This is a genomic window from Bacteroides sp., from assembly GCF_028690125.1.
In the GTDB taxonomy this organism is placed as follows: Bacteria; Bacteroidota; Bacteroidia; order Bacteroidales; family Bacteroidaceae; genus Bacteroides.
Map to the genome: position 1 here is coordinate 1 of NZ_JAQVBV010000022.1, position 24,419 is coordinate 24,419.

The 24,419-nt window shown below is 36.7% G+C and carries 18 protein-coding genes, 1 pseudogene and 1 riboswitch; of the genes and pseudogenes, 12 read left to right on the forward strand and 7 right to left on the reverse strand.

Translation table 11 applies throughout. From position 1 onward, the window contains the following. Positions 1 to 655: 655 nt before the first annotated feature. Positions 656 to 1,507: an RteC domain-containing protein gene (locus PHO71_RS14710; protein WP_300204762.1), complete on the reverse strand. Its 852-nt coding sequence runs from the start codon at positions 1,505 to 1,507 to the stop codon at positions 656 to 658. A gap of 168 nt (positions 1,508 to 1,675) precedes the next feature. Here PHO71_RS14710 and PHO71_RS14715 point away from each other — a divergent pair, with 168 nt between their 5' ends. Continuing rightward, complete coding sequence (locus PHO71_RS14715; protein ID WP_300204764.1) at positions 1,676 to 3,094, forward strand: PLP-dependent aminotransferase family protein; 1,419 nt, start codon at positions 1,676 to 1,678, stop codon at positions 3,092 to 3,094. Here PHO71_RS14715 and PHO71_RS14720 read toward each other — a convergent pair. Continuing rightward, positions 3,086 to 4,282 (reverse strand): PLP-dependent aminotransferase family protein, encoded by a 1,197-nt coding sequence (locus PHO71_RS14720; RefSeq protein ID WP_300204767.1) that lies wholly within the window; start codon positions 4,280 to 4,282, stop codon positions 3,086 to 3,088. The two genes, PHO71_RS14715 and PHO71_RS14720, sit on opposite strands and share 9 nt — an antisense overlap. Before the next feature lie 720 nt (positions 4,283 to 5,002). On the opposite strand from PHO71_RS14720, the gene PHO71_RS14725 reads away from it, so the two are divergent. The 3 genes from PHO71_RS14725 to PHO71_RS14735 are packed head-to-tail and all read left to right on the forward strand — an operon-like array spanning position 5,003 to position 6,664. Then, entirely contained in the window at positions 5,003 to 5,317 is a 315-nt protein-coding gene (locus tag PHO71_RS14725) for a hypothetical protein (RefSeq protein WP_300204770.1), read from the forward strand. Then, entirely contained in the window at positions 5,310 to 5,690 is a 381-nt protein-coding gene (locus tag PHO71_RS14730) for a transposase (RefSeq protein WP_300204773.1), read from the forward strand. The genes PHO71_RS14725 and PHO71_RS14730 overlap by 8 nt, the downstream gene beginning before the upstream one ends. A 41-nt stretch (positions 5,691 to 5,731) precedes the next feature. Further along, a complete protein-coding gene (locus tag PHO71_RS14735) occupies positions 5,732 to 6,664 on the forward strand; it encodes an IS3 family transposase (protein WP_300204877.1) in 933 nt (310 codons plus the stop codon). 487 nt (positions 6,665 to 7,151) lie between these two features. Here PHO71_RS14735 and PHO71_RS14740 read toward each other — a convergent pair whose 3' ends face one another. Then, entirely contained in the window at positions 7,152 to 7,499 is a 348-nt protein-coding gene (locus PHO71_RS14740) for a DNA alkylation repair protein (protein ID WP_300204776.1), read from the reverse strand. Positions 7,500 to 7,569: 70 nt separating this feature from the next. After that, positions 7,570 to 8,802: a PLP-dependent transferase gene (locus PHO71_RS14745; protein WP_300204778.1), complete on the reverse strand. Its 1,233-nt coding sequence runs from the start codon at positions 8,800 to 8,802 to the stop codon at positions 7,570 to 7,572. A 409-nt stretch (positions 8,803 to 9,211) separates the two neighbouring features. On the opposite strand from PHO71_RS14745, the gene PHO71_RS14750 reads away from it, so the two are divergent. Further along, positions 9,212 to 10,102: a DMT family transporter gene (locus tag PHO71_RS14750; protein ID WP_300204781.1), complete on the forward strand. Its 891-nt coding sequence runs from the start codon at positions 9,212 to 9,214 to the stop codon at positions 10,100 to 10,102. A 26-nt stretch (positions 10,103 to 10,128) separates the two neighbouring features. Beyond that, positions 10,129 to 10,974 carry a hypothetical protein gene (locus PHO71_RS14755; RefSeq protein WP_300204783.1) on the forward strand — a complete coding sequence of 282 codons (846 nt, stop codon included), beginning with the start codon at positions 10,129 to 10,131 and terminating at the stop codon, positions 10,972 to 10,974. A 20-nt stretch (positions 10,975 to 10,994) separates the two neighbouring features. On the opposite strand, the gene PHO71_RS14760 is transcribed toward PHO71_RS14755, so the two are convergent. Next, positions 10,995 to 15,044, reverse strand: coding sequence for a response regulator (locus PHO71_RS14760; RefSeq protein WP_300204786.1), 4,050 nt, complete (start codon positions 15,042 to 15,044; stop codon positions 10,995 to 10,997). A gap of 150 nt (positions 15,045 to 15,194) precedes the next feature. Between PHO71_RS14760 and PHO71_RS14765 the strand changes: the two genes are divergently transcribed. Beyond that, positions 15,195 to 17,606, forward strand: coding sequence for a TonB-dependent receptor (locus PHO71_RS14765; protein ID WP_300204789.1), 2,412 nt, complete (start codon positions 15,195 to 15,197; stop codon positions 17,604 to 17,606). 38 nt (positions 17,607 to 17,644) lie between these two features. After that, on the forward strand, positions 17,645 to 18,496 hold the full coding sequence (locus PHO71_RS14770; RefSeq protein WP_300204791.1) for a DUF1080 domain-containing protein: 852 nt from the start codon (positions 17,645 to 17,647) through the stop codon (positions 18,494 to 18,496). A gap of 261 nt (positions 18,497 to 18,757) precedes the next feature. On the opposite strand, the pseudogene PHO71_RS14775 reads toward PHO71_RS14770, so the two are convergent. Beyond that, positions 18,758 to 19,108 (reverse strand): annotated as a pseudogene (locus PHO71_RS14775) (arginase family protein); the annotation flags it as partial. A 204-nt stretch (positions 19,109 to 19,312) separates the two neighbouring features. Here PHO71_RS14775 and PHO71_RS14780 point away from each other — a divergent pair. Further along, positions 19,313 to 19,552 carry a hypothetical protein gene (locus tag PHO71_RS14780; RefSeq protein WP_300204794.1) on the forward strand — a complete coding sequence of 80 codons (240 nt, stop codon included), beginning with the start codon at positions 19,313 to 19,315 and terminating at the stop codon, positions 19,550 to 19,552. A gap of 186 nt (positions 19,553 to 19,738) precedes the next feature. Here the strand turns inward: PHO71_RS14780 and PHO71_RS14785 are convergent, their stop codons facing one another. Beyond that, positions 19,739 to 20,644: a mechanosensitive ion channel domain-containing protein gene (locus PHO71_RS14785; RefSeq protein WP_300204797.1), complete on the reverse strand. Its 906-nt coding sequence runs from the start codon at positions 20,642 to 20,644 to the stop codon at positions 19,739 to 19,741. A gap of 131 nt (positions 20,645 to 20,775) precedes the next feature. Continuing rightward, a riboswitch (TPP riboswitch) is annotated at positions 20,776 to 20,873 on the forward strand. Between PHO71_RS14785 and PHO71_RS14790 the strand changes: the two genes are divergently transcribed. The 3 genes from PHO71_RS14790 to PHO71_RS14800 all read left to right on the forward strand — a co-directional run bounded on the left by PHO71_RS14790 (position 20,873) and on the right by PHO71_RS14800 (position 24,354). Further along, positions 20,873 to 23,110: a TonB-dependent receptor gene (locus tag PHO71_RS14790; RefSeq protein ID WP_300204799.1), complete on the forward strand. Its 2,238-nt coding sequence runs from the start codon at positions 20,873 to 20,875 to the stop codon at positions 23,108 to 23,110. It overlaps the preceding riboswitch by 1 nt. Positions 23,111 to 23,119: 9 nt before the next feature. Beyond that, a complete protein-coding gene (gene pnuC, locus PHO71_RS14795; protein ID WP_300204801.1) occupies positions 23,120 to 23,719 on the forward strand; it encodes a nicotinamide riboside transporter PnuC in 600 nt (199 codons plus the stop codon). 5 nt (positions 23,720 to 23,724) lie between these two features. Further along, complete coding sequence (locus PHO71_RS14800; RefSeq protein WP_300204804.1) at positions 23,725 to 24,354, forward strand: thiamine diphosphokinase; 630 nt, start codon at positions 23,725 to 23,727, stop codon at positions 24,352 to 24,354. Positions 24,355 to 24,419: the final 65 nt, after the last annotated feature.

Here is a 24,419-nt window from a genome sequence, read left to right on the forward strand (position 1 = left end):
TGTGATAAAAAAAAATGATATTATAGATGGAGAGCCGTATACATGGAGACGTGTAAGTACGGTTCGGGGGCAGGCTGATGGAAACCTACCACTGCAAGGTGGCAAGGCGCCATCTGCCGAGCCTACGGATTACCGATGTAAAGGTTAGCAATGATATGGAAATGTTGGCACAAAAGTTAGATATTGCCAAATGAATTTCAGATTACTGAAATTTGTTATCGTCAGATAACAGCAAGGTGTGTTCAGAGCTGCGGAGAATTATCTCCGCAGCTCTGAACCTTTTAGGAAAATCACTCCGAAGTCGTGTTTCCAATGGAAGAAAAGTTACTCAATTAAACCATTCTTCGCTCGTCGGGACGGGTGGTCCCGCCCCTTGCCGCTGGGCGTTCCCCGACCTATGAGCTTTTAAGTGAAGTATTGCAATGTTCTTTTCTTGAAATATTGATGGCTTGATAACTTGTTTTCTTGTTTCTTTGATTTCAAGATGGCAAGATTACAAGATAGCATGAAAGCACTATTGCAAAATAGCTGGATTGGCAGACTGCATTATATCTTTCGCATACAGATAAAAAACACTTTCTCTTTTCAAAAGTCCATATAGTTTATGAGGGACTTGCGAAAAAAGAAAATAATTTAGTAAAACCTTATAGTCAAGTTAAGTATCGTTTTCGTCCATTTTCCGCAGGAGCTTTTCGATGAGACTATTAAGAAAGGCTGTCCTATCTCTTTTACGCTCCCTAATTGTAAGATAAGTACGATAGTAATCACCTAAGTCTACTTTGAATGATGCCTCTATATAGGTCATTATTTCCTTTATATCAGCATTTCCATTGTTTAGAACTCCGGCAGCATATATTGCATATCCCAATTCAATAGCAGCAACTTTAGTTCCTGTCCATCGAAATGGATTATCAGGCAAAGAAGCTCGGCTGGTTTCTATCACTTCTGTTCTCTCTACATCCTGTAATCTCTGATGCAAATAGATTTCCAACATATCATAAGCCAGCATCTTGGCTACCCTATGATCACAACAAGTAGAGAACAAAGGGTCTCTATCCAATAAGCCACAATTATGGCATAACTTGTAGTTCTCATGCCCTCTGAGAAAGTAATATTTATCCAAATGTATTGCTTTGGAACGATAATATTGATAGAAGTCAAGATTATTATTACAGAAGTCTACGATTGCCGATTGCTTTTTCTTGTAATGCTCCTTAACTACCTCTTTATTGCCATTTGGCTTTCTTAATTCAAGCGTATAAATATCATTGTAGTATATTAGTTTGCTTAGAATTAACGGTTTGCTATTTTTAAAGAAGTCTATCTCTTCCTCGTTATCCCGAAAGTTATATTTGTGTATATACTCTCTTAGTTCTTCAAACAATGGTCTGATGAAATCAATCATATACAGAGCCTTACTTGAAGATATATCACTATCTATACAAAATGTTTCTATCTCTGCGTTGATTTTCAATATCAGTTCATTGGAAACCTGTTTTACTGTCATTTTATCTATTATATAGGTTTATATTATACGGCTAAATATAATACTCTATTTTCCTTTTATTTAGAATATAAAGAAGAGCATTAAAATCAGTTTGCAAAAGTAACTCTAAATCAAAAGCAGATACAGATATAGTTTTTGTATATTTGCAGGGTACAGATTAGGTGAATTATGAAAAAGGAAGTCTTATATCAAGAAATAGCGAGAAATATTGCTTGGCAGATAAAAAAGGGTGTATGGAAAGTTGGTGAAAAGCTGCCCTCTTTACGCACTATAAGTAATGAAAATGGGGTAAGTTTAAATACGGCAATTCAAGCATACTATGAATTGGAAAAGGACGGCTACATAATATCACGCCCTAAATCGGGATATATTGTCAATTATAAGCCAATACGCTTATCTGCTCCAGCCACCACACAACCATCTGTGAAAAATGAAAGTAAAGAAGTCGTGGAATTAATTGCTGAAGTATATCGTTCATTAGAAATTGGAGATAAGTCTATTACCCGATTTTCTTTAGGGATGCCTGAAGATGTTTTATTACCAATAGCAAAACTCAATAAGGAACTAATAAGAGCAATACAAACACTTCCGGGTAATGGTACTCGGTATGATGAAACACAGGGAAACATCCACTTGCGTAAGGCTGTAGCTCGCTTCACTTATAGCTGGAATGGAAATTTGACAGAAGAAGATATAGTAACTACAGCAGGAGTCACTAATGCTGTTGCTTTAGCTTTATCTGTGATTGCCAAGGCAGGAGATACGATTGCCGTCGAAAGTCCAGTTTATTTTGGAATGTTACAGCTTGCCAATAGTTTGGGATTACGTGTTTTAGAACTACCAACAAATCCCGAAACAGGCATTGATCCCGATGCTCTAAAAAGAGTTTTGCCACAAATTAATGCTTGCCTGCTTATAAGTAATTTCAATAATCCATTAGGAAGTTGTATGCCTGATGAACACAAAAAAGAGGTTGTCAATATGTTGGCTGAACATAATATACCACTAATAGAAGATGATTTGTATGGCGACATATTCTTTGGAAATTCAAGACCTAAACCTTGTAAAGCGTTTGATAAAGAAGGAAATGTATTGTGGTGTGGGGCTGTATCTAAAACGCTAGCACCGGGGTATCGAGTAGGTTGGATTGCTCCCGGAAGATTTAAAGAGGCTATTATTCGTCGGAAAAATATACATCTAATCTCTACACCTACTCTTAATCAGGAAGCCGTCGCTAACTTTATGGAGAATGACAGATACGAAAATCATTTGCGTAAACTTCGTCGAGAGCTTTGTGCAAATAGTATTCATTTTGCTCATTCTATTATGGATCATTTCCCTGAAAACACAAAGATTGTAACTCCACAGGGGGGATTTATGCTTTGGGTGGAGTTAGACAAGCGAATTGATACAACAGAGCTTTATTACAGGGCTATGCAGCGGAAAATAAGCATAGCCCCCGGACGTATGTTTACCTTACAAGAACAATACACGAACTGTATGCGCTTAAGTTATGGGCAACGATGGACTCCACTCCTTGAAGAACGTTTAAAACGATTAGGCGATATAATCAAAGAGTCACTCTGATGGGCTGATGTGTACCTGTAGAACTTCTCCTATGATTTGAAGCCCCTTTATTATTCGTTCTTCCGGCATATTGGAGTAATTCAGTCTAAGTGTATTTTCTTTGTGTTCGACAGGATAGAATGAGCCACCAGGAACAAAAGCTATTTTTCGTTCTATACACTTTTTCAGAATCTCACGTGCTGAAATTTCTTCGGGTAATTCAATCCAAGTGAATAATCCGCCTTGTGGATAGGTATATCTGATGTTGTCAGGAAAATAGCGTTCTATACACTCCATAGCTATATCTCTACGTTTTCTGTAAACTTCTACGATTTTGCCAATATGTTTATCAATATCATACCGTTTCAGATATTCGGTAATAGTCATTTGAGCTATCGTGTTACACTGCAAATCTGTACCCTGTTTAACTAGAACATACTTGCGGATAATATCTTTATCGCCTGCAATCCAACCAATACGAAAGCCAGGACAAAAGATTTTAGAAAAACTACCGGTACACAAGATATTACCTACCTTATCAAATGATTTTATAGAGGGCAAATATTCTCCCTCAAACCTTAATTCTCCGTAGGGATTATCTTCAATAACAGGAATATCATACCGGGCAGATAGTTCCGCAAGTTTTTTGCGTCTCTCCAAGCTCCATGTTTTTCCGGTGGGGTTCTGAAAAGTGGGTATTACATATATTAATTTCACTTTTGGGGTATTATTCAGTACATCTTCCAATACAGTCATATTCATGCCCTCTTCGTCCGTAGGTATCTCCACAAAGTTGCATCCGTATGACTTAAATGCGCTAATTGCAGCTAAATAAGTAGGACTTTCACATAATACGATGTCACCATCATCCAAGAAAACTTTACCTGACAAATCCAATCCTTGCTGTGATCCATGTGTGATAAGAATATTATCTTTATCAAACGATGTTCCTAAACGTTCATTCATTCGTTGGGCAATCCATTCACGTAAAGGAGAGTACCCCTCAGTAGTAGTATATTGGAGAGCTTTTGCTCCTGCTTCCTTTAATACTATTTGAGTCATTTGATTAATTTCATCTATTGGAAATAATTCAGGGGCAGGTAGTCCACCAGCAAATGAAATAACATCTTCTTGCTCTGTCACTTTGAGTATTTCTCGTATTTCCGAAGCCTTTATATAAGACATTCTATTTGCAAATTTCAACTTCATAATCATTAAATGTATTTGAGAACTAAAATATTGCAAAGTAAAGCATAAAAGAGAAACAGAAACAGATACAAATTATGCAATATTAATAGATACAGATTTTCTAAGGCAAGTGAGTTTTAGATACAAGGCGTAAGCATAGATATGCATACATCGTGAAAATGTAGAACTTAGTATTGACAAGCAACGGGATCAGCAAAATCAAAAGTCACCAATTCAAGAAGAAAACCAACCCCGGAAATCAGACAAATATAGATTTTATCCCAAGTTATTTCAAGTTTTTTACACTCTTAGTTCACAGACAGGGCAGGGCGAGGAATGCGACCACAAATATTGTCTTCCGCTGGATAGAGTTAAACAGTCCGGCGATGCAGTTGAAATTAAACAATATTTTATCGATCATGCCACTAGCACCTTATACCTTTATTGCGTTATAACAGAGCTAATATCACCACAAACAGGATACTTAACACCCGCCATAAAGTCCATAGCTTTTACCCAACCTCTCAATTCATCTTCTTGCTGTATAATCAATTCGTTTTTAATTGTTCGACAATGGAATTAAAATGCGAAAGCAAGAAGATAAAGATGTCCCGAGGCTACGTTTGCACAGTGTGGTAGTTTGTGGCGTTATTACATAAAATTAAAGTATATAAGAGGTTATACTTTCTGTTTCTTAAATATTTGCTAAATTTGTAGCCATACAAATTTTAGAGATATAAAATGAAAGACTGGAAACAGCATATTGAACAACGATTACAACAGCAGATAAACAGTGTTGCCAAAATCAACATTGACAAAGTGACTGTTCACTACTCTGAGAAAATTAAACAGAACAGGGTTTTAAAATCACTGACAGGTGACGAAGAGGTGGTAAGAGCATTTCTTCTTGACCGCTTAGTTAACGAACTTGACTACAAGCCTGAAAACATCGAAATAGAAAAAGAATATTCGGTAAAAGCAGGACACGGAAAACTGACTTGTCCTAAAATAGCTTTACACAGTAATAACTATAAAAAGTGTACAAGTTATGATTAGACGAGAAAGGAAATTCTATTCAGAAGAATTCCGTGAGCGTGTTTTGACTGCTTACTACAACAGTAATGAATCAGTCAATATGATAGCCCGACGCTTTCAGGTAAAGAGAGATACGGTCAGTAGTTGGGTTCATCGTAAAAGAGTTGCTTCCAATCCAGAAGAAAGTAGTAAATTCGTGGTATCAAGTATAATACCTATGAAAGAAGAAAAGCTACCTATTGAAGCAATGGAAGAACGTATCCGTGAACTAGAGCAACAACTGGCGAAAGAAAAAATGCGTTCCACTTGTTTAGATACTATGATTGATATTGCGGAACGTGAGCTAAAGGTTGATATAAGAAAAAAATCTGGTGCCAAACAGTCCAAGAAGTAAGGCAAAAGCATCCATCATATAAGATAGATGTTTTATGTCGGCTGTTTGGCAAAACCCGTCAGGCTTACTATGAAAAGTCTCATTATGTTGCCAATAAGAATGTGGAAGAAGATGTAATCTTGTCTCTGGTACACAATGCTCGAAAAGATTTTCCACGTATGGGTGCGAAGAAGTTATTAATCTATCTTCAACCTACATTCCAAGTGATGGGTATACACATAGGTCGAGATGCTTTCATTGAATTACTGTATCGTAATTATTTATTAGTCAGAAGGGTGAGAAATAAGAGAAAAACGACTTTTTCCAATCATTGGATGCGTAAATACCCCAATTTGATAAGGGATTATACACCAACGGCTCCCAATCAATTATGGGTAAGCGACATTACTTATATTGAGATGGCAGGGCGTTTTGCTTATCTAGCACTTGTAACAGATGCCTATTCTCATAAGATCGTTGGTTGGGAGCTTGCTCCATCACTTCGTGCTTGCAATGCTCTTGCTGCCTTGAAAATGGCATTAAATAGTTTACCGGAAGGATATTCCAGGCTTATTCATCATTCAGACAGAGGAAGCCAATATTGCAGCGCCAGTTATGTTAATTTGCTAACGCAGCATAAGGTACAAATTAGCATGACGGAAAGTGGCGATCCACTTGAAAATGCAATAGCAGAAAGAATAAATGGCATTCTGAAAACAGAATGGATATACGATGTTAAGCTAAAATCATGGCAGGAAACTATTAACTTCATTAGTCGAATTATTGATTTATATAATAATCAAAGACCACATCAGAGTATCAGTTATATGGTTCCTGCCTTGGTTCATCAAGCAAATATTAAAACAGAACGTAGATGGAAGAATTATTATCGAAAGAAGAATGTACTTAATGAAGAAGTTCCTATCTTAGATCCGAAGTGTAAAGGCATAGCAGGACTAAAACACTCAATTCCTGATAATGTCAAGCTCATATAGGACAAAGTAATATAATCTGTAAAGTTTTTCTAGGACAAGATAACGGTTTAGTGCAAGGTGCAAGCGTATATGTATATATACGGCTTGCACCTTGCACTTGAATTTAAGTATTAACTATCAATGACTTGCATATTTAGGAAATAATGTATACTTTTGAGCCCAAGATATAAGCAGACAGGCACTGGACAGAAGTGGAGAGTTTTTTAGGACTAAAACGTGGCAGGTACAAGGCTTATAACTCCAAAGATATTGATTTATAGGAGAATATACCACAAGGTTCATGAACCAGGTGGACCACTGAAAACAAAAGAAAAATCAAGCAAATCCCTGATAATCAAACATTATCGGGGATTTATTTTTTCTAGCAGGTAGCATAAAATAGCCATTTCAAGCATATTATGGGTGGATAAATCGTGGGACTAAAATTTAGTTCAAAAAAGTCCCACGAATTTGCATCTTTCTCACTGATTAATAGTATTTTGCACAATCATACTTTGGAAGAGAATACATAGTTTTGTAACTTTAAAAACGATGTAAAAATGGCTCGTAAATCATTTTTTATTTTGTTCTTCAGCAGATCACATAGTGCAAATATCTCCGCTTTTGTTCTTCCACTCGCTTCTTTATAAAATTCTTTGGCTATCTTTCCAACCTCACACATTCTGACTCCATGAACTTTCGCCTGCTCACCTTGTTTGAAAAAGCGGTCGGACGATCCTAATGTCTTTGAATCAATACTCTCTTTGAGCATTTGGCGCACTACTTGAATGGAATCTTCTGCCAGCATAATATTTTTGTTTGAATATCCAATTAGATTTATTTCATCTGAAAACATAATATAATTGGTAACATATTCACCTCCACTCTACTTCATAACTGTCTTATATAATATTACCCTACCAATATTAAAACAAGGCTTGCATAATATCGTTGAACAAATCATCACCAGCTTCCAGACCAACGGACAAGCGAATTGTCTGCTGGCTAATCCCCATTTCCTGACGTTCTTCCTCAGTAAATGTACCGAAAATAGTACTTGCCGGATGGATAGCCAACGTCTTGTTATCAAAAAGATTAGTAGCCCGACGTATTAATTTCAGTCGGTTCATGAATGCAAAACACGCCTCGCGTGAAGACAAATCAAAGGTAAGCATTGCACTTGGATATGCACCAAACTGAGCTGTACTCAACTTGTAATAAGGATTATCTTTCAACCCGGTATAATTAACGGAGACAATCCCATCCAATGTTTGCAAGCGACCTGCCAGTTCCAAGCAAGTAGATGCCATCCGTTCAAAACGGATCTGCATTGTTTCCAGTCCAAGAGTTTGCATATAAGCAACTTGTGGTGTCATATAAGCACCCAGATTCCGATGAATTTCCTTTCGCATACGAGCAGTAAAAGCTTTGTTACCAAACTCTTCATACCATTTTTTCAAAGTAATAGAATGACTGTAATCGAATGTTCCATGGTCCAATATCAAACCACCCAAACTCGTAGCCCCACCGGAAATATATTTCGTACTGGATATTATTTCTATATTAATACCAAAATCCTGTCCACGGAACACTGAAAAAGGCACAACAGTAGTATCGGCTATCAACGGAATATGACATTCCGTTGCAATCGTAGCAAGCGCTTTCAAATCAGCCACTTCAAGTTGTGGATTAGTGATCACTTCCAGAAAGATAGCACACGTATTATGATCAACATTAGCCAATACCTCCGACATATTAGTCAGATTACAAAAACGAACTTCTAAACCGAAAGCAGAAAGCGTATTTTTTAATAACGATACTGTGTTGCCAAACAAATGTGGAGAGGTCACAATATTTGCACCGGCTCTACCAAGTGTCATCAAAACATGGGTGATAGCAGCCATTCCGGAATTAAGAGCTGTAACGCTCATGGCCTCAGTCACAGCACGTACACGATTTTCAAAATACTGGACTGTCGGATTTGTTATTCGTGAGTAAGCATAATCCATAGTGCGTCCACAGAAAGCAGCTTCCATAGCTTCAGCCGACTCGAATTCATAAGCTGCACAGTTGTAAACCGGCATTGACAAGGCATTATATGCATCTTGCTTCTCGAAAGTCGTGTGAAGCACTTTTGCTTCAAAACTGATATCTCCCATTTTCGATGATATATAGTTATGTTTCTATTTGACGCTACAAAAGTAATGTTTCCTATTGACATTATATAGTTTGAAAGCTGGTAAAGTGACATGATCCATTCCAATTGAAACTATTTTAAATCTGATAAACAGACAAGAAGTATATACAAAAGTATCCTTTTAGGCTCCCTACTTCCATTTTGGAATAATGAATACTTCTCAAAATTTCAATTTGAGTAATGATTAAGGTTTTCTCATTTACTTGAATTCCAAAGAACTTTCGTTCACCAAATTTATTTATTGAATGACGTATTTTCACTACATAATCTTTGTTACTATTTTAATATCACTTAATTTTGTCCCGTTTTGCAAAACATAAACGGGACAAAAAAATATATTTAATAATGGATACACAATTAATCAACCTTTTATGAATCGTATAAAAGGTATATTATATGCGGCAGCATCCTCATCTACCTTTGGATTAGTGCCATTTTTCACAATTATTTTGTTGATTGACGGGTTTTCTATATTTGAATTGTTGGCATATCGGTGTGGTGTGGCTGCACTTGTCATGTGGTTGGCAGGAAAACTTTCAGGTAAAAGTTTTCGTTTAACGGGAAAAGAATTTTGTGTTGTTTTTATGCTGAGTTTATTTTGTGCGATTACCGCCTTTAGTTTGGTGATAGCTTATCAAAATATTGCGAGTGGAGTAGCTTCAACTATCCATTTTATGTATCCTTTAGCTGTAGCATTGACTATGATGTTCTTTTTTAAAGAAAAGAAATCAATATGGGTGATAGTGGCTATTTTGATGTCATTAGTGGGAGCCTATTTGCTTTCTTCAGGAGATTCAACAGTAAAAAATGGAAATACATTCCTCGGAATAATGACAGCTTGCATTTCCGTATTTTCTTATGCAGCTTATATTATTGGAGTCCGAAAAACAAGAGCAGTGCGGATTAATTCTACTATATTGACTTGCTATGTCATGGGAATCGGAACTATATTCTATATTATCGGATCCTTTTGCACTTCAGGACTTCACCTTGTGACAGATTGGTATATCTGGTTGTTAATTCTTGGATTGGCTATTCCGGCAACAGCTATTTCAAATATTACATTAGTTTTGGCTATCAAACATGTAGGACCAACATTAACAGCTATTTTGGGAGCCTTAGAACCTCTAACTGCTGTAATAATTGGAGTTTTGGTATTTCAGGAAACATTCACAGTAAATAGTGCACTTGGTATTTTATTAATTGTGACAGCTGTGTGTATAGTAGTACTCAGAGAGAACAGAACAAAAGGAAATAGATAGCGAGCTATAATTCAAAACATAATAACATGAAAACTAAACATTCATTCAGGATATTTCTTTTGCTCCTATGCATAATCAGTTTGGAAGGCTGTAACGATGACGATCAAACAGCGATAACTCTTGAGTACGAAGATCCACATATTATTTTTAATAACGAAGGCCGTTCTATGACTCTGACGCCTTTCAGTGGAGAAACAATAGCTTTGTATATAAAAGGAGGCGACGGAAATTATACAGTTGTGAATAGTAATAAAGAGGTTGTACAAGTCAATTTTGATGGTGAAAAGATCACCTTTAACCCTCTTAGATTGGGAACAGTATCAATCAAAATTGAAGATAAATCAAACAACATATACATATTAACCATTACAGTAAAATACTGGGAAGAGACTAACGCTGTTTACCAAAAGAAATATATCATCCAAGGAGATAATATAACCGTAGGTGATAAAACTAAACTGGAAAAAGAAATAGAAGTATCAAACATAGAGAAAGGATACAATTTTGTCTACAAGGAGCCTGAAGAAGCCGGAGGAACCATACGAATTTATTATCAGAATGGTCAATCAAAAGAAACTGATTTTAAGAAAGAACATATTATTTTAGACGAAGAAAGTGCAATCACCATTATTGAAAACACAAAACTTTATGACTATTGGCGTGTAACAGTCAAAGATGATAATAGCGTTTTCTATATTACACGAAATTTCTTTCAACTCATCGAGCAACAGCACCTAAGAGCCAACTTTACTCCTGCTCCGACATATTGCTATATCAAAGATGTAACGAAAAAATATATAACAAAATACCCGGCTGTTGAACACGTATACATCATTTATGAAGTAGTTGGAAAGAAGAACACCGGAGTGTAGCATGACAATCTGTATGCATCTTACATTTCAATGTTATATGTGTTCCTATATTCCGTAGGTGTGCAATTATATTTCTTCGAGAAAGCTCTATAAAAAGTAGAGCGATTCGTAAAGCCGGATTGAAAGACTATTTCATCAATCGTTAGTTTAGTTTTCACGAGTAGGTCAGCCGCTTTTACCAGTCGGCAACCGTTTATTAATTCAGCAAGAGTCACACCTTCAATCTCCTCCAACTTACGATAAAAAGAACGAACCCCAATATTCATCTTTTCAGCGATGAAATGAGCAGACAATTCCTTATTACTAATATTCTTATTGATAATTTTCAAAATTTCATTGATAAATTTCCGATGTTCTTTATGAGAGAGTTTTCCATTTTCTAAAGTATATGAACTCAATGGAGAAGAAAAATATTCCCTCAAGCTTTCTTTCCTTTCCAACAAACGATGCACCGAAGATTTTAAGTAATCAACATTAAAAGGTTTTGTTATATATACTTCCGCACCTGCATTCAGTCCCTCCGTCTGTACTTCAACATCTCGCTTTGCAGACAAAAGAATAAAAGGAATATGTGCCGTTGCCTCATCCGATTTCACCAATCTGGAAAAATCCAAGCCATCCATTTCTTGCATAACCACATCACTAATAATAACATCCGGAGAAATATCCTTCAGTATCTCCGTGGCTTCCTTAGGACTAGCCGCTGTCAGCACATTATAATCATCCTTAAATATATCGACAATAAGCCACCGGATCTCTAATTCATCATCGACAATTAAAATAGTTGGCTTTAATTTATCAAAACTATTTTGTGGAATTTGCAAAGTAGAATCTGTGAAATGATATTCAAGCCCATGATCAGGCAATGCAATCACCTCTTCCTTATTTAATTCAGTCCGAGATACTTCAAGATAAGGTAACAGTATCCGGAAATGAGTCCATTCATTTGGAATACTTTCCACCTTTATCGTACCATTCAACAGACGAACCATATTATTAGAAATAGCAAGCCCCAACCCATTCCTCGACCAGAAGTTATCATTTTGCTCAAAATTCTGTAAGATACGATAACGGTCAAACAATGATGAAATATCTTTTTCTGCTATTCCTTTACCTGTATTGGAAACAGTGATACACAAATTATCCTGATCAATTTGAACCTTTACTCTTACCACCCTCTCGTTCTCCGTATATTTAAACGCATTTGATAAAAGGTTTAGAAGAATAGTTACTATAAAATCTTTATCAGAATTCCACCTTAAAGAAAGAGATATCTCCTTTTCAAAAACTATATTACGAGATTCAGCCATATCTGTAAACGACTCCACCAGCTTTCCAACCGTATCAGTTATATCAACAGACACAATAACAGGCTTCTTATATCCTGATTCAATTCTATTAAATTCAATCAGGTCCTGAATCAAAGAATTTAGTCTTTCAGCATTTTGTTTGATTACAGAAGTATACCTTTTAGCAGCATCAGTAAGATTTTTCTGCTCCATAAGACGGTTACAAGGAGCATAAATCAACGTAAGTGGCGTGCAAAACTCATGCGATATATTTGTAAAAAACTGAAGTTTGGATTCATATATTTCCTCTCTGTGCTTTTGTTCCATCTTTTGCAGACGATCTCTTTTCTTTTTTTCATTCCGAACCATCCACATTCTTATCATCAATAACACTATACCTAACGTCAATAAGACATAAAGCAAATATGCTAATGGGGATGCATACCAAGGAGGGAGTATTTTTATATCCATTTTGCAGATATAACTTTCTTTCCCCAACGCCTTATTATAGTACTTCACATATAATCTATATTTTCCGGGATGCAAATCAGCAAACGATACCACATTGGAATTTCCATTGTAAGTCCATTCCTTCCCAGCACCATCCAACCTATAATAATAAGAATAACTATTCCCGTTCAAATGATCAATTGCAGCAAAAGAAAGGGTAAAGAAGTTCTGTTTATAAGATAAACTCAGGAAAGTCTCATCTCCTGACTGCGAAAGAAATTTTTCAACCGGATATTGTTGATCCCGTATGGTTATGGTATTAAAATCAATAAGAGGCATATAGTGCTGGCCTTCATCGAAATAGTTTCTTCTAATAGTTACAAGACCATTGACCCCTCCAAAAAAAAGAATTTCATTCTTCTCATCCTTAAATGAAGCCCCTTCTTTAAATTCCAATACCGAAAGTCCGTCATGGTGATCATAAACTCTGATAGATTCTGTATCTGTATTATATGAAATAAGTCCCCGGTTCGTACTTAGCCAGTAATCAGAATTAGAATCGAACAGAATACCATACACACTATTAGTCAAAAATCCATCAACATTATTCAATATTTTATGTTTATTGGAACTATACTTCACAAGCCCTGAACTTGTTCCAATCAGATAGTCTCCATGATAATCTTTACATATCACATTCGTTTCATTAGTTGTATACCTTCCAAAGCGTATATTCTCCATTCTCGATGTGAATATATTTAGCCTGAAAGCTCCTTCACCTTCATTCATACACCATAAAATAGAATCATTCCCTAAATAAATATCCTGAAAATGATTTGCTAACTCATCCCTGTCTTTTACAGTGAACCGCCTGGCTACAGTCAGTGCAGGTTTACCATTCGTCCATGCAAGATCTACTTTAAAGATTCCCATTCCTATCGTAGAAATCCATAATAAAGAATCCTGTTCATATATATCTGAAATATATTTTACCTCTTTTCCCTCATATGACAATTTCAAAGGATTAATGCGCTGCTTTTGATAATCAAAATAACTAAGCCCCGTTTCACTTCCGATCCATAGATTACCTAACCGGCTTTTTGCAATAGAAAGAATTGTATTATCTCTTAATTGACTATTACCAGCTGTTATCAACCTTGTACGATGATCCTTTACTTCTTTATCAATCTGAAAATTAATGACCTGTAGAATACCGTCTCCATTGCTACCCACCCATAAATTATTCTCTTTATCTACATATAAAGCATTTACAGGCTGGCGAAAATCAGGAACCATATCAGTCAAAAGAATAGATTGGATAGAATACATATCTATAGAGTAAGTATATATCCCATGTCCCGAAGTTCCAATCCACACAATATCTTGATATTTATCCTTATACAAGCAATCAACCCCTCCCGAAACATTTATTTTCTCGCAGCTGTATCCCCGATCATTTTTTCTAAGCAATGATAATCCTTTCGTTTTAAAACCAATAAAATAGTCATTATGGAATTTTAAAAGAGAAGTAATATCATCTTCTCTGGATATATACTTCTTCAAATCACAAACAAAAAGAACTTTATGAGTAACGGTATCATATTCATAAAGAGAATAGGTATCATCCACTAAATATAATATATGTTCTCCCCCATTCGTACAATACAAAATATTCGCCTTATGTTTATAACCGGTTACAGGTTCCAGTTCCATATTCCCTTCTTGGCTGATTTTTATAGCAAAGCAGAGATTATCACCATTCCGTTGAAATACCCATAACTTATCGGTATTGTCAATAAAAAGATGAACAATATCATTTGCCCTCAGGTCAGGAATAAAAATTTGTTCAAATCGTTCCTGATTTTTCAATTTATAATAAATGCAATGGTTGCCCTGTATCAAGAAAATATTTCCATAACGATCCTTATCAAGAAAAGCAATCCGGTTAAACATATCAAAAGACGTTATAACTGAAGATTCAAGATTAATCTGATGCAGACCATGATAAGTCTGAACCCACAATAAAGTATCCGTAGTTTGTGTAATTGCGTCAATCCGGCTCCCTGTAAAAAAGTTTTCGTTGAGTTCTGGGCAATACTTCATCACACGTTTACCATCATAAATGTCCACCCCGCGATTGGTTCCGATCCATATCAGTCCTTTCTCATCCTGATGAATGGAAGAAATAATATTGCTGGAAAGGTTCTCCGAGTTATTTATCCTTCGCAAGTTGAAGGCTCTCGCAGGAATAATCACCTGCAAAAGAAAAAAAGAAATCAGCAAACAGATGATCGTTTTCTTTCTACTACCAATGTCGATAAATGAAATCATGGACAAATATAGCCATATTTCTTCTCTTTATTATGTCTTACAGTGACAAATGTATCTCTCTCCATGACATCAGTATTTATACCAAACTCCCTATTATTCAGATAAAAATGACTTGATTAGCTTTGCAGAACAAAATAAAAAACTACAATCATGAAAAGTACATTTATTCTCATTCTTTTTATTTTCAGTTTCAATTCTATTATGGCAATTACTCCACAAATTAAAGGAGTAGTCCGAGAGAAAGGCACAGGTAATCCAATCGAGTTTGCAGATGTCATATTATTAAAGAATGGTACTGTGACCGTATCTCATACCCTCACAGAAGCTAACGGATATTTTCAATTATCAGGCATTGAAAATGGAAAGTATTCATTAATGGTGAGACTTATTGGTTATGATATTTATACAAAAGACTCGCTTACTCTCAGTTCTTCGAAATCGACTTTAGACTTCGGAGTCATTGAATTAAAGCCCTTAGAAATCGGCATAGCCGAAGTAGTAATAAAAGGGGCTAAAAGACAGATCGTTTATAAGTTAGATAAAAAAATTATAGATGCATCAAATACTTTGATGAGCAGTGGCGGCACAGCAGTCGATATTCTCGAAAACACTCCTTCGGTTCGAGTCGATGTAGATGGAGAGGTTACTTTTAGAGGAAGCAGTGGTTTCAAAGTATACATCGACGGCAAACCTAGTTTTTATTCAGGTTCGCAGGCACTGCAACAGATACCCGCCGGACAAATTGAGAACATAGAAATTATTACTACCCCTTCTGCACGTTACAATACAGACGGAGAAGCCGGAATGATTAATATCATTACCAAAAAGAGCCAACAGCAAGGAATTAACGGAATCGTCAATACCTATGGCAGCACTGCACTTTCAAATGGAATTGACTTCCTCATATCTCAACAGCACAATAAATGGCAGTGGAATTTCGCCGGACACTGGAATCAACCGATACGTGAAAGTAACTTTGAGCAAAAGAAAACTACAATTGTTGATAATATAACCACTACCTCCCTATCGGACGGGCCCAGAAAAGGAAAAAATTACCACTATGGATTACGGGGAGGCGTTGAATATTCTTTCTCTCCCCGGACATCTGTTAATGCAGAACTACAGGTATATTACGATAAGTTCACCCGTCAAGGAGATTTGAATTATACAGAAACTCATAAAAATGGAAATGAAGAATCAGACCCATTCAATTATAACAGTCAAGATGATTTCGATCTACATTCAACTGTAAATATGGGAAAGGCAGGATTCTCCCATAAATTCAATGATGAGGGACACACACTTACCGGTAGTTTTATGTTAGGTTACGAAGGAGATCCTCTTGAGTATTTCCAAAGTGATCTATTGGACAAAACCGGCCAACGGCAACAGGGACATCGCGCTTGGGAGGATGAAGTTCGTTGGACAGTTCAGGGGAATATAACCTACAATTATCCTTATAGCAAAACCGGACTCTTGGAAAGTGGTTATCAATATCATTCCTACTTGGAAGACGGAGATTATAGTATGCAATTCTGGAATCCTGAGAAAAGAGAGTTTTATTGGCGGGAAGATATATATAATACATTCTATTTTCAACGGGGAATCCATTCTGTTTATCTGATGGGTAGTGACAGCTACAAAGCTTTCGACATACAAGCCGGAATAAGGGGGGAACATACACACCAAGTATTAAATAGTTCTATAAAGGGAGCCAACCGGAAAGTAAACCGCTTTGAAATATTTCCTTCAGTACATATCGGATATACGCTGCCACATGAGCAAAAGCTCACATTTGCCTATTCTTATCGGACCAATCGACCGGAACTCTTTTACATGGAGCCCTATATTACTTATCGTGATTATTATACGGCCGAAATTGGAAATCCTGATATACGTCCGGAATACATTCACTCCTTTGAACTAAATTATAAAAAGAACTTAGGTAATCAGGTGATACAATCCAGCTTATTTTATAGATCACGAAAAGACAAAATTGAGCGTTTACGTATTCCTTATCAAGCAGGAGTTACTTTAGATTCAATGGCAAATGTAGGAAATGACCATTCACTGGGCATGGAACTTAGCGGACAATTAACGCTAAACAAATGGTGGGGGCTGAACATAAACGGGAATGTATATTATTACAAAGTGGTAAACAATATCAATTCGGGAGGAAAAAAAGAAACCAGTACTAATTATGATTTTACGGTAAACAATCTTTTCCGTGTTCATAAGAACACCCGTATTCAGTTGGATGGAAACTTTGTTGGTCCTTCTGTCACTACACAAGGACGCTCATCATCCTTTTGGTTTGTCAATTTGGCTATCCGTCAACAATGGTTCAACTCCAACTTACAATCCACTCTGTCCTTCCGTGATATATTCAATTCCGCTCGTTATAAAAATGAGATCACGACACCCACTCTGGAATCAATCACACATATACGACCGAAATTTCCCGTCATCACTCTGTCCATCAGCTACACCTTTAACCATTTTAAACGAAATTCACAGAGTTCACGAGATAACCGAGACTTGTTTGAAGGTGTCAATCACTAAGAAAAAGCTATATTTACACCCGATAAATTCATTGAATTATGAAACAAATCTATCAATTGGCTTTTCTTATCTCTATTTTATTCATTGCAATATCCTGCAATGGACGGCCATCATCATGGCATCAAAACAAGGTTACCAATAAAATAAGTCCGGAATTTGAAGATATAAAAAAAGAGCTTGTCAATCTATCAGACTTTCCAACTGACAAAGAAGGTTTTATCTGTTTATTCGACGGCAAATCTTTAAAAGGATGGCGTGGATACGGAAAGAACCATTTACCGGAAAAATGGTCAATTGACAATGAAACCTTGGTTCTCCACAGTTCGGGAACCAAGGAGGGTGGAGATATCATTTTCGCTTCACCCTTCAAGAACTTCGAATTGGAACTGGAGTGGAAAATATCAAAAGGAGGAAATTCCGGCATTTTTTATCTTGCACGTGAGATTATGACTAAAGACATCAATGACAAAAGTCGCTTAGAACCTATTTATATGTCCGCTCTTGAATATCAGATTCTTGATGATGAGAACCATCCGGATGCTAAGTTAGGAAAGGGAAACAATCGGATATCCGGTTCTCTTTACGACATAGTTCCTGCTATTCCGCAAAATGCAAAACCTTTTGAAAAATGGAACAAATCCAAGATTATAGTCAATCATGGTCACTTAATTCATCAATTAAATGGAGAAAAAGTAGTCGAATGCCAGCTCTGGACTTCAGATTGGAAGAAAAAGCTCCAAGAAAGTAAGTTCAGCGAGACAAAATGGCCGTTGGCCTTTGAATTGATGAATAACAGGGATGAAAATGCAAGAGAAGGATACATCGGATTACAAGATCATGGACATGATGTATGGTTTCGCCATATCAGAATAAAAAATATCACAGAATAATATATATTAAAATCCCTCTTATCAATGTTTTAATAGATCAGACAAAACAAACATAAAATCAGATTACACATTTAACAAAGTTATTAACAGGCTAATCTTTCCCTATTGTTCATAAACGGCTGTTAAAAACCCACATATATCTATTAAACAGCCAATTAACCTGTTAATAACTTTGTTGGTTATCTATAATTTCTTGACCTCACCAGCAGGTTATAAAAGCCAATTATACATATTTCAATATTACTTCTGCTCTTACCTCTACATTCCATCCGATTCAACACCTATGCCGGCAATAATTTCAGCAGGGTCCAACACATCCAAATCGAAGTGGACAACCACTTTAGAAGCACCCCTATTCTTTAGCCAATCTAATATAGCCGAACTATTATCAGTAACTTCTGCCGGAGATAATCCCATGATACCTAACTCCTTTTAAAGATCTTCCATTCCTTCATCCCAAGAGCGAAGACTTACAATCAATACTTTAGAAACTTCCACCTTCCGCGGTAACAAATTCATAATCTCCTCATCTCCCATTCCCATACAAGCAGCATGATAATCTTTATAATCATCATATGGCAAGTTTACATCAGGATGTGCATCCATCCAAATAGATCAAACGAAGGGTAGACATATTATTTTCCATTTCTTGATTGTTAGTTAATGTCCTTTCCTACAAATTTACAGAAAAAAGTCCGGTAAACAATGTTGTTAAAAAAACTATTCTCTATTGAAGGTTCTGAAAGTGAATTTCCTCCCTTGAACTTTCCATCCTTACGGAACGTTATAACAATGTAACTTTAAAACATTGCAGTTATGGAAAGATATTTAATACACAGCAACGAACTACATCTGATAGAAACAGAAAAAATCCATCAGGCAGTAGAAAAAATGGTAGAATCACTCGATATGGCCGCAGGATCAACCAGTAATTTCGACCTTTATCAAGTCGTGGAAAAGTACTTCAGGGACCTGGAAAAAAGGAAAAAGATTAATCACCTGCTAGGGATTAAAGAAGACAAGTATGAACTGGTTGAAGATTTCGGCATACTATAAAAAGCTCGGATTACTCATCAAACCAGACATAATATTAATATCATAAATCACCACAGATTACACAATTTACAGACAAGCGTATAGCTATCCGATTATTATATTCAAAACGATTTGAATATTTGTGTAATCTGTGGTGAAAATATTTTCTGTAATAACTTATCGGTTTGTTATATCCGATAAAGTTTATCAATTGGCTTTGTGTACAGTAAGTTGAGGGAAGGGGAAATTGATACCTTTCTCATTGAAAGTCTCATAAATCAATTTGTTGATATCAAAATAAACTCCCCAATAATCTTCACTTTTCACCCATACACGGGCAACAACATTCACACTGCTGGCATCCAACGCATGAAGCGCAACAAACGGAGCAGGATCACTCAGAATACGTTTATCAGTATCCAGCACATCATTTACAATTCGTGCTACCTTTTCATAATCCTCACCATAATCAACACCTATGATCCATTCTACACGGCGAGTCAACTGGTGACTGTAGTTTATCACTACTCCGTTACTCAATGCACCGTTAGGAATATAAATTATTTTATTATCCGCTGTGGCCAGGATCGTATGAAAAATCTGAATTTCTCTTACTGTGCCCGAATAGTTTTGGCTTTCTATCCAGTCACCCACTTTATAGGGTTTGAACAATAAGACAACCAATCCTCCGGCGAAGTTCTGCAAGTTACCGGACAAAGCCATACCGATAGCCACACCGGCAGAAGCTAACAAAGCTGCAAATGATGTCGTTTCTACTCCCAACGCACCGACAACAGAAATTATCAATAAGATGGTCAGCATAATATTCACCAGACTTCTCACGAATGTCTTGATACTTATATCGACCTTTCTTTTCTCCATCAACCTCACTACAAATTTGTTGAGCATCGAAATCAGAAAACGTCCTACAATAAAAACAACAACTGCAATCAAAATACGCTCACCGGCACGTATTCCAAAATCAATCAATTGTTGTGTGATGATTGACAATTTATCCAAGCCATCAGCATCAGCTATTGCTTGTTTCATTAATTCCTGAGCGGCTACCTGTGTAGAGTCTGCCGTCTGAGTTACTTGAAATAATAAAAACATAATTTGTATGAATTAGAGTAAATACTTTGTCTGTTTGTCTCTTTCAACAAAACGCAAAGTTACATTGTTTTAAGTAAATCTAAAAGTTATTTTTGTTTTCCTGGTGCAAAAGCTGTAAATTTGCCGTTGATTCACCGAGAAGGGGGTGCCTTAATATGACGGGCTGAGAACATACCCATAGAATCTGAACCGGGTAATGCCGGCGTAGAGAATTAATAAATAAGCAAAATGAAAAAGATGATTATGATGACCGCTGCCTTGATAGGCACAGGCATCACTGTCCATGCACAGACGAGTGTGACTTCCGACAGTATGAAAGTAATAAACCTGCAAGAGGTGCAGGTAGTTTCTACACGTGCTACGTCTAAAACACCTGTAGCTTTTACAAATATAGGCAAAAACGAACTGAAAAAAGTAAACTTCGGACAAGATATTCCTTATCTGTTGAGCATGACTCCTTCTACCTTAACTACTTCCGACGCCGGCGCCGGTATCGGCTATACTACGCTTCGTGTCCGCGGAACGGATGGTACTCGCATCAACATTACTGTAAACGGAATACCGATGAACGATGCCGAAAGCCATAACTTGTTTTGGGTGAATATGCCCGACTTTTCTTCCTCCGTAAAAGATATCCAAGTACAACGTGGAGCAGGAACGTCAACTAATGGCGCAGGTGCTTTTGGCGCCAGTGTCAATATGCAGACTGAGGGTGCTTCCATGAAACCGCATGCAGAGTTTAACGGCTCTTATGGCTCGTTTAATACACATAAAGAAACTGTAAAAATAGGAACGGGCTTATTAGACAATCATTGGACTTTTGACGCACGGCTCTCCAATATCGGTACGGACGGATACATCGACCGTGCCTCAGTAAATCTCAGTTCATATTATCTACAAGGAGGATATTTTGCCGGAAACACATCAATAAAACTTATCACATATGCCGGAAAAGAAAAGACATATCATGCTTGGGGATATGCTACCAAAGACGAAATGAAGGAATTCGGAAGACGATATAATCCTTGTGGCAAGTATACGGACGACGACAAAACTACTCATTATTATGATGACCAAACAGACAATTACCTGCAAAAGAACTATCAGCTACTTTTCAATCATACCTTCTCTACAGCATGGAATCTGAATATAGCACTGCATTATACAAAAGGAGATGGTTACTATGAAGAATACAAAGAAGACAGATCATATCCGGAATATGGTTTAAAACCCTTCATATATGATGAGAAAGAAGTAGAAAAAAGTGATCTTGTACGCCGAAAAAAAATGGATAATAAATTCGGTGGTGGAGTGTTTTCTCTCAACTATGCAACCGCTCGCCTGATAGCCTCTCTAGGGGGTGGTCTTAACCAATATCAGGGAAATAACTTTGGGAAGGTGATTTGGGTAGAAAATTATATAGGTGAGCTTTCTCCAAATCATGAATATTATCGAAATAAATCCAAGAAAACAGATGGAAATATCTATTTGAAAGCCAGTTACGACCTAACTAGTGGGCTGAGTGCTTATAGTGATTTGCAATACCGCCACATTGATTATACCATCGATGGAACGAACGACAAATATGACTGGAATAAAAATACCCCACAGCCGTTAGCAGTAAATAAGGAGTTTGATTTTTTCAATCCCAAAGTCGGATTAAACTGGAATATTACTCTCAACCACCGCGCTTATGCTTCTTTCTCTGTTGCGCAGAAAGAGCCGACACGAAACAACTATACAGAAGGTAATCCCGAATCATATCCAAAAGCAGAAAAACTACTCGATTACGAAGTGGGATACAGTTTTTCAAATCCTTGGCTCACAGCAGGAGCCAATTTCTATTATATGGATTATACCGACCAACTGGTGCTGACGGGAGCCTTGAATGAGATAGGCGAACCATTAACGGAAAACGTTCCGAACAGTTATCGCATGGGATTAGAGTTGATGTTAGGAATCAAACCGTGTAGATGGTTTCAATGGGATATTAATGCTACATGGAGTAAAAACCGGATAAAGGACTTCATAGAAACCGTACCTATATACGACGCAAAAGGATATTTATTGAATGTTGTTAGCACTCAGCACAAAAGCACTCGTATTGCGTTTTCACCCGATTTGTTACTTAACAATCGTTTCTCGTTCAATTTCAAAGGGTTCGAAGCAGCATTGCAATCTCAATTTGTAGGAAAACAATATATGACGAATGCAGAAGTGGATGCACTGACATTGGACAAATACTTTGTTAGTAACCTGAATCTCGCTTATACATTCAAGCCAAAGAAAATAGTGAAAGACATTACTTTCGGAGTTACTATATACAACCTATTGAATGAGGAATATGAAAATAATGGCTGGGCTTCCAGTTATTACATGAATGATGTAAATCATAGAATAGATGATGCCGGCTATGCTGCACAAGCAGGAACCAATGTTATGGGACATCTTTCCCTCCGTTTTTAGCTATATAATATGGAACTGAATTATCTCGAAATATTCGGAACAATTGTTGGTTTGGTCTACCTATGGTTAGAGTACCGGGCAAGTATCTATCTGTGGATTGCAGGTATTATCATGCCTGCTATTTATATATTTATTTACTATAATGCAGGACTTTATGCTGATTTTGGCATAAACATATACTATTTGATTGCTGCTATTTATGGATGGTTCTTCTGGATGTGGGGACACCGAAAAGAAAAAATCGACCATGTCCAAAAAGAAACAGTCGGCAAACCCAAAGAATTGCCTATTGTACATACTCCGTGGAAATATTATCTCCCGCTGACGTTGGCATTCTTCATTTCTTTTATCAGCATTGCCTGGATATTAATCAAATATACAGACAGTAATGTCCCTTGGCTGGATAGTTTCACCACCGCATTAAGTATCGTCGGTATGTGGATGCTGGCACGTAAATACATTGAGCAATGGTTTGCCTGGATTCTTGTTGATATTGTTTGCTGCGGACTCTATATTTATAAAGATCTTTATTTCACCTCTGCACTGTACGGACTTTACTCCATTATCGCTATCTTTGGCTACTTCAAATGGAAAAAACTAATGAAATAACTGCAATGATAAACGAACAATTCATACCGGAAGCCGTGATACTTGCCAATGGTGAATATCCAACGAGTCCCCTTCCCTTAAAGATACTGAAGGAAGCTAAATTTGTAATTTGTTGCGATGGTGCTGCCAATGAATATATAGCTCAGGGACATATCCCTGATATTATCATCGGTGATGGTGATTCTCTTTTACCTGCTAATAAAGAGCGTTTCTCCTCTATTATATACCACATCTCCGATCAAGAAACGAATGACCAGACGAAAGCCGTCTATTTTCTTAAAGAGAAAGGATTTCATAAAATTGCCATTTTAGGAGCTACCGGAAAGCGGGAAGATCATACTCTTGGAAACATAAGCCTACTCATCGATTATATGAAAAGTGATTTGGAAGTCCGAACAATCACAGATTATGGCGTATTTATTCCGGCTCAGCATACACAAACTTTCGCCTCACAACCAGGTCAGCAAATCTCAATTCTTAATTTCAGTGCCAAAAACTTAAAGGGAGAAGGTTTAGTTTATCCATTAAGCGACTTCACAAATTGGTGGCAAGGCACTTTGAATGAAGCTCTAGCTAATAAGTTTACAATACATTGCAGCGGAGATTATCTTGTTTTTCTCACATATCAAATTTGAGAGAGAAGCTTTATTAACCATCATAATGGAAAAGTTGATTGTAGTTTTTAATGTCCAAATATAAT

Bases quoted from the DNA above. Each gene is read 5' to 3' on its own strand.
- PHO71_RS14725 (WP_300204770.1), top strand. From the start codon at position 5,003: ATGAAAGACTGGAAACAGCATATTGAACAACGATTACAACAGCAGATA.
- PHO71_RS14755 (WP_300204783.1), top strand. From the start codon at position 10,129: ATGAAAACTAAACATTCATTCAGGATATTTCTTTTGCTCCTATGCATA.
- PHO71_RS14745 (WP_300204778.1), bottom strand. From the start codon at position 8,802: ATGGGAGATATCAGTTTTGAAGCAAAAGTGCTTCACACGACTTTCGAG.
- PHO71_RS14800 (WP_300204804.1), top strand. From the start codon at position 23,725: ATGATAAACGAACAATTCATACCGGAAGCCGTGATACTTGCCAATGGT.
- PHO71_RS14710 (WP_300204762.1), bottom strand. From the start codon at position 1,507: ATGACAGTAAAACAGGTTTCCAATGAACTGATATTGAAAATCAACGCA.
- PHO71_RS14750 (WP_300204781.1), top strand. From the start codon at position 9,212: ATGAATCGTATAAAAGGTATATTATATGCGGCAGCATCCTCATCTACC.
- pnuC (WP_300204801.1), top strand. From the start codon at position 23,120: ATGGAACTGAATTATCTCGAAATATTCGGAACAATTGTTGGTTTGGTC.
- PHO71_RS14785 (WP_300204797.1), bottom strand. From the start codon at position 20,644: ATGTTTTTATTATTTCAAGTAACTCAGACGGCAGACTCTACACAGGTA.
- PHO71_RS14770 (WP_300204791.1), top strand. From the start codon at position 17,645: ATGAAACAAATCTATCAATTGGCTTTTCTTATCTCTATTTTATTCATT.
- PHO71_RS14760 (WP_300204786.1), bottom strand. From the start codon at position 15,044: ATGATTTCATTTATCGACATTGGTAGTAGAAAGAAAACGATCATCTGT.
- PHO71_RS14765 (WP_300204789.1), top strand. From the start codon at position 15,195: ATGAAAAGTACATTTATTCTCATTCTTTTTATTTTCAGTTTCAATTCT.
- PHO71_RS14730 (WP_300204773.1), top strand. From the start codon at position 5,310: ATGATTAGACGAGAAAGGAAATTCTATTCAGAAGAATTCCGTGAGCGT.
- PHO71_RS14740 (WP_300204776.1), bottom strand. From the start codon at position 7,499: ATGTTTTCAGATGAAATAAATCTAATTGGATATTCAAACAAAAATATT.
- PHO71_RS14715 (WP_300204764.1), top strand. From the start codon at position 1,676: ATGAAAAAGGAAGTCTTATATCAAGAAATAGCGAGAAATATTGCTTGG.
- PHO71_RS14720 (WP_300204767.1), bottom strand. From the start codon at position 4,282: ATGAAGTTGAAATTTGCAAATAGAATGTCTTATATAAAGGCTTCGGAA.
- PHO71_RS14790 (WP_300204799.1), top strand. From the start codon at position 20,873: ATGAAAAAGATGATTATGATGACCGCTGCCTTGATAGGCACAGGCATC.
- PHO71_RS14780 (WP_300204794.1), top strand. From the start codon at position 19,313: ATGGAAAGATATTTAATACACAGCAACGAACTACATCTGATAGAAACA.